This window comes from Rhodococcus sp. CX, assembly GCF_015865005.1.
Lineage (GTDB): Bacteria > Actinomycetota > Actinomycetes > Mycobacteriales > Mycobacteriaceae > Rhodococcus.
Genome location: NZ_JADZGH010000072.1, coordinates 14,760 through 19,177 on the forward strand (window position 1 = coordinate 14,760; position 4,418 = coordinate 19,177).

Consider the following 4,418-nt stretch of genomic DNA (forward strand, 5'->3'; position numbering starts at 1 on the left):
AACCGGTCGAGCGGATCGCGGTGGCCGTGGACCTGATGTGGCAGCACTTCCGCCAGCCGTACTTCTGGGCGTCGATGGAACTGTGGCTGGCCGCGCGGTCGCACGAGGATCTGCGCACCGAACTGCTGCCGCTGGAACGGGCGCTCGGCGGCATGATCAAGAAACAGACGGACGGGTTCTTCGGACCGGACCTGACCGCGAATCCGCGCTACGCCGAGATCCGCGACCTCGTGTACACGAGTATGCGCGGGGTCGCGCTCGGCTACGCGATCGATCCGCGGGACGCCGAGAGCGATCCGTACCTGCGGGAATGGCGCCGGCAGTTCGAACAGGTGCTGCTCGATCGTGCCTGACGACCGGTGCTTCCGCGGCGGGCGGCGAGTACCGCTACGCCGGTGCGCGCACGGCCAGCGCGTCCGCGAACGTCTTCTTCAGCGACCACCGCAGGTGCTCGAGGTCCGGCTGCGGCGTCGACTGCTGGTATCCGTACAGGATGAACAGTCCCATCCGGGCGAAGTTCTCGGCGTCGGCGCCGGATCCGAGGAGACCGGTCGTCGCTTCCAGTACGACGTCGAATCGTTGCCGGTCGACCGTGTTCTGCACGGCCCGGACCTCGGCGTCGCTGTGTGCCCACGCCCGGATCGCGGATTCGGCGCGGTGCGGCAGCCCGCATGCGAACTCGATGAGCAGTTCGAGGCGCTGATCGGACTCGGCGACGAGCCGGGCCGCGTCCACGAGTCGCAGGGTCTGCTTGTCGAGCCAGTGCTGCAGGAACTCGGTCTTGAACTGACCCCAGCTCTGGAAATAGTTGTAGAACGAACCCGTCGTGACGGACAGGCGTCGGCAGAGAGGTGCCTGCTTGAGGCCACCGTGATCGTCCGTAGACAGAATCTCGATGGCGGCGTCGAAATAGTCTTCCCGCCTGACGAGTGTTGCCACGACGTGACCTCCCCTCTCTGTCCGTGTCGTCCCCGAGTGTACGAAAGGGCGTGCCGTATCCCCGGCGACCTGCCGCGCGGTGCCATCATGGGTCTGCTGCCGGCTCTGGGGAAGAGCGCCGAGGAACCGCACAGCACGACACACACCGGAGGGCAGCAGTGAAGCGGGAGCCCAAGCAGGACCGCAGCCGCGCCACACGCCGGCGGTTGCTCGAAGCGACGATCGACTGCCTCGCCGAACTCGGCTGGGGTGCCACCACGGTCGGTGTCGTCGCCGAACGTGCCGGTGTGTCGCGGGGCGCGACCCAGCATCATTTCCCGACCCGCGAGGACCTGATCACCGCGGCGCTCGAGTTCATGTTCGACAGCCGCATGGATCTGGTGCGCCGCGAGAGCATCGATCTGCCGTACGGTCCGGCACGCACCGAGGCGGTGGTGGCGCGGCTCGTCGAGCAGTACACCGGCAGCCTGTTCCGGGCCGCGCTGCAGGTGTGGACCGCCGCGGCCGCCGATCCGGAACTGCGGGCGCGCATCGTGCCGCTGGAGGAACACTTCGGGCGCGTCGCGCACCGCGTGGCTCTCGAGGAACTCGACGCGGACGGCTCCGATCCGGTCGTGCACCGCATGGTGCAGGCCACGCTCGATCTCGCCCGCGGTCTCGGTCTCGCGGACGTGCTCACCGACGATTCGCGGCGACGTGCCGAGATCGTGCGGAACTGGGCCGCCCAGCTCGACACCGTCATCGACGCGGCGCGGCGCCGCCGGGCGACCGAGCACTCGGCTGGGTAAGGTCAGTATCCATGCTTGCCAAGCCGGCCACGATGCTGGCCGCGGTCGCGGCCCTCGGGTTCGCCGCCACCGGGTGCGGTTCCGGCGACGACGCGCCTCCGGCCGCCGACGTGTCTCCTGCCCAGCAGGTCACCGAGCCGGGTCCGTTCTTCGGGGAGTGCAGCTCGGTCACCGACGACGAGGTGGCCGCCGCGTTCGGTCTGGGCGCGTTCGCGACGGTCACCCGCAATTCGGTCGGGTGCGAATGGGAGACGGTGGTCGGCGGGCCGAGCGTCACGTTCTCCTGGTACCGGGGCAGTCCCATTGGGCGCGAGCGCGCCGGCTCCGATCTGATAGGCCGCCCGGCCGAGGACGTCGAGATCGGCGGTCACGAGGGATTCATGGGCTCGGCGCAGAACGAGCTGGGGCAGACCGTGCTGTGCGAGATCGGCCTTCAATACGGGGGCGACTTCGTCCACTGGTCCGTCACGTACGCGGACTTCACGCCCGCCGCTGACGCGTGTGCGGTCGCGCGCCGGCTCGCGGAACTGTCCGCGGAGAGGGCGGTGGAATGAGCACGCGCCGAATCACCGCGAACCGGCTGCGACGGACCGCCGCGGCGGTGCTGGCCGCCGTGGTCGCCGGGGGAGCGCTCGCCGGGTGCAGCCGCACCATCGAGGGACGCGCCGTACAGGAAGGTGCCGGCGGGGGTGGAGCCTCGGCCGAATTCACCAAGCTGCTCACCGAGTGCGATGCCGTCACCGACGAGCAGATCGCGGAGAGCGTCGGATCCGACTACGTGCTGCGCGGGTTCTTCGGCGCGATCTGCCGCTGGGACGGCGACGGGCCGAGCGGTCCGGTCAAGGTCACCTTCAACTGGTTCGAGACGGGTGCCCTCGACACCGAACGCGAGGCCGGCGAACGGCTCGGCTACGCGGTGGAGAACACCACCGTCGAGGGCCGGCGGGCGCTCCTGATGCGACGGCCCGCCGATCCGCATTCGTGCGGTGTCTCCGCGAACGCGTCGACCGTGGGGATCTTCGGCTGGTGGGTGCAGTACGTGCCCGGATCGGCGCATCCGGACCCGTGCGAAGCGGCCGCAACACTGGCCCGGCTCACTCTCAACCTGAGCAGTTGAGGCCGCGGTGCGAGGTCGGTGGGGGAGCGGCAGCTCACTTTGACCTCGTGGCTCGCCGCCGGGTATCGTTGTGGGTCGTGTCCGGCATGCCCGGGCCGATCTGTGTGCCTATGCGAGGTAGTGCCGTGCGCGCGGTCTGTAGACAACTGCAGTTTGCGAGCCCCCGGCTGCCTGTGTGGGGGTACGCGACACGCCCGACCTCGTGTGCACATGGGGGGCGGGTGCGGGGCAGCAGCTTCCTTGTCCCAACCGATGGATCCCTAATTTCAGAACAGCCGAGGCTGCTCGTGTGAGCAGCTCCAGACAACGAGAAAGCCTGTAGATGCCAACCATCAATCAGCTGGTCCGCAAGGGCCGCCGCGACAAGACCGCCAAGGTCAAGACCGCGGCCCTCAAGGGCAGCCCGCAGCGCCGTGGCGTGTGCACCCGCGTGTACACCACTACCCCGAAGAAGCCGAACTCGGCTCTCCGTAAGGTCGCGCGTGTCCGCCTGACCAGCGCTGTCGAGGTCACCGCGTACATCCCCGGTGAGGGTCACAACCTCCAGGAGCACTCGATGGTGCTCGTTCGCGGCGGTCGTGTGAAGGACCTCCCGGGTGTCCGCTACAAGATCATCCGCGGCTCGCTCGACACCCAGGGTGTCAAGAACCGCAAGCAGGCTCGCAGCCGCTACGGAGCGAAGAAGGAGAAGGGCTGATGCCACGTAAGGGTCCCGCTCCCAAGCGCCCGCTGATCGCCGATCCGGTCTACGGTTCGCCGCTGGTCACCCAGCTGGTCAACAAGATCCTCCTGGACGGCAAGAAGTCCACCGCCGAGCGCATCGTCTACGAGGCACTCGAGCAGGCTCGCGAGAAGACCGGCACCGATCCGGTCGTCACCCTCAAGCGCGCGCTCGACAACGTCAAGCCCGCCCTCGAGGTCCGCAGCCGCCGCGTCGGTGGCGCCACCTACCAGGTTCCGGTCGAGGTTCGCCCGGGCCGTTCCACCACGCTGGCCCTGCGCTGGCTGGTCACCTTCGCGCGTCAGCGTCGTGAGAAGACCATGGTGGAGCGTCTGGCCAACGAGCTTCTCGACGCGAGCAACGGTCTCGGCGCGTCCGTGAAGCGCCGCGAGGACACCCACAAGATGGCTGAAGCCAACAAGGCGTTCGCGCACTACCGCTGGTGAGTCGTTGCCGGCCGGGAGGATCGGTTACCACCACCTCCCGGTCGGCTGCTCGCACATCTGTGTCGGTCCTGTGACGGCCGGCTGACAACACAAGAACACGTGGTCCGCACCCAAGGACCGACACGAGCTACGAGCGGGGTTTACCTGTGGCACAGGAAGTGCTGACCGACCTGAACAAGGTCCGCAACATCGGCATCATGGCGCACATCGATGCCGGCAAGACCACCACGACCGAGCGCATCCTCTTCTACACCGGTGTGAACTACAAGATCGGTGAGACCCACGACGGTGCTTCGACCACCGACTGGATGGAGCAGGAGAAGGAGCGTGGTATCACCATCACCTCCGCCGCTGTGACCTGCTTCTGGAACAAGAACCAGATCAACATCATCGACACCCCCGGCCAC

At 67.9% G+C, this 4,418-nt stretch carries 6 protein-coding genes and 2 pseudogenes; 7 read left to right on the top strand and 1 reads right to left on the bottom strand.

Annotation, left to right across the window (positions count from 1 at the left end; translation table 11 throughout):
- Positions 1-353: pseudogene (locus tag I0Q12_RS32380) on the top strand (TetR/AcrR family transcriptional regulator); the annotation flags it as partial.
- Between the two features lie 34 nt (positions 354-387).
- On the opposite strand, the gene I0Q12_RS08160 reads toward I0Q12_RS32380, so the two are convergent.
- The gene (locus I0Q12_RS08160; protein WP_197251455.1) at positions 388-939 is read right to left on the bottom strand and encodes a TetR/AcrR family transcriptional regulator; all 552 of its coding nucleotides are present in this window, start codon (positions 937-939) and stop codon (positions 388-390) included.
- A gap of 158 nt (positions 940-1,097) precedes the next feature.
- On the opposite strand from I0Q12_RS08160, the gene I0Q12_RS08165 reads away from it, so the two are divergent.
- The 6 genes and pseudogenes from I0Q12_RS08165 to I0Q12_RS32385 form a co-directional block, all read left to right on the top strand.
- Positions 1,098-1,727 (top strand): TetR/AcrR family transcriptional regulator, encoded by a 630-nt coding sequence (locus I0Q12_RS08165; RefSeq protein WP_197251456.1) that lies wholly within the window; start codon positions 1,098-1,100, stop codon positions 1,725-1,727.
- An 11-nt stretch (positions 1,728-1,738) separates the two neighbouring features.
- The gene (locus tag I0Q12_RS08170; protein WP_197251457.1) at positions 1,739-2,281 is read left to right on the top strand and encodes a DUF3558 domain-containing protein; all 543 of its coding nucleotides are present in this window, start codon (positions 1,739-1,741) and stop codon (positions 2,279-2,281) included.
- Positions 2,278-2,844: a DUF3558 domain-containing protein gene (locus tag I0Q12_RS08175; protein ID WP_197251458.1), complete on the top strand. Its 567-nt coding sequence runs from the start codon at positions 2,278-2,280 to the stop codon at positions 2,842-2,844. Before I0Q12_RS08170 ends, I0Q12_RS08175 begins: the two co-directional genes overlap by 4 nt.
- A gap of 322 nt (positions 2,845-3,166) precedes the next feature.
- On the top strand, positions 3,167-3,541 hold the full coding sequence (gene rpsL / locus I0Q12_RS08180; protein WP_197251459.1) for a 30S ribosomal protein S12: 375 nt from the start codon (positions 3,167-3,169) through the stop codon (positions 3,539-3,541).
- Positions 3,541-4,011: a 30S ribosomal protein S7 gene (gene rpsG, locus I0Q12_RS08185; protein WP_068159523.1), complete on the top strand. Its 471-nt coding sequence runs from the start codon at positions 3,541-3,543 to the stop codon at positions 4,009-4,011. The genes rpsL and rpsG overlap by 1 nt, the downstream gene beginning before the upstream one ends.
- 236 nt (positions 4,012-4,247) lie before the next feature.
- A pseudogene (locus I0Q12_RS32385) lies at positions 4,248-4,418 on the top strand (GTP-binding protein); the annotation flags it as partial.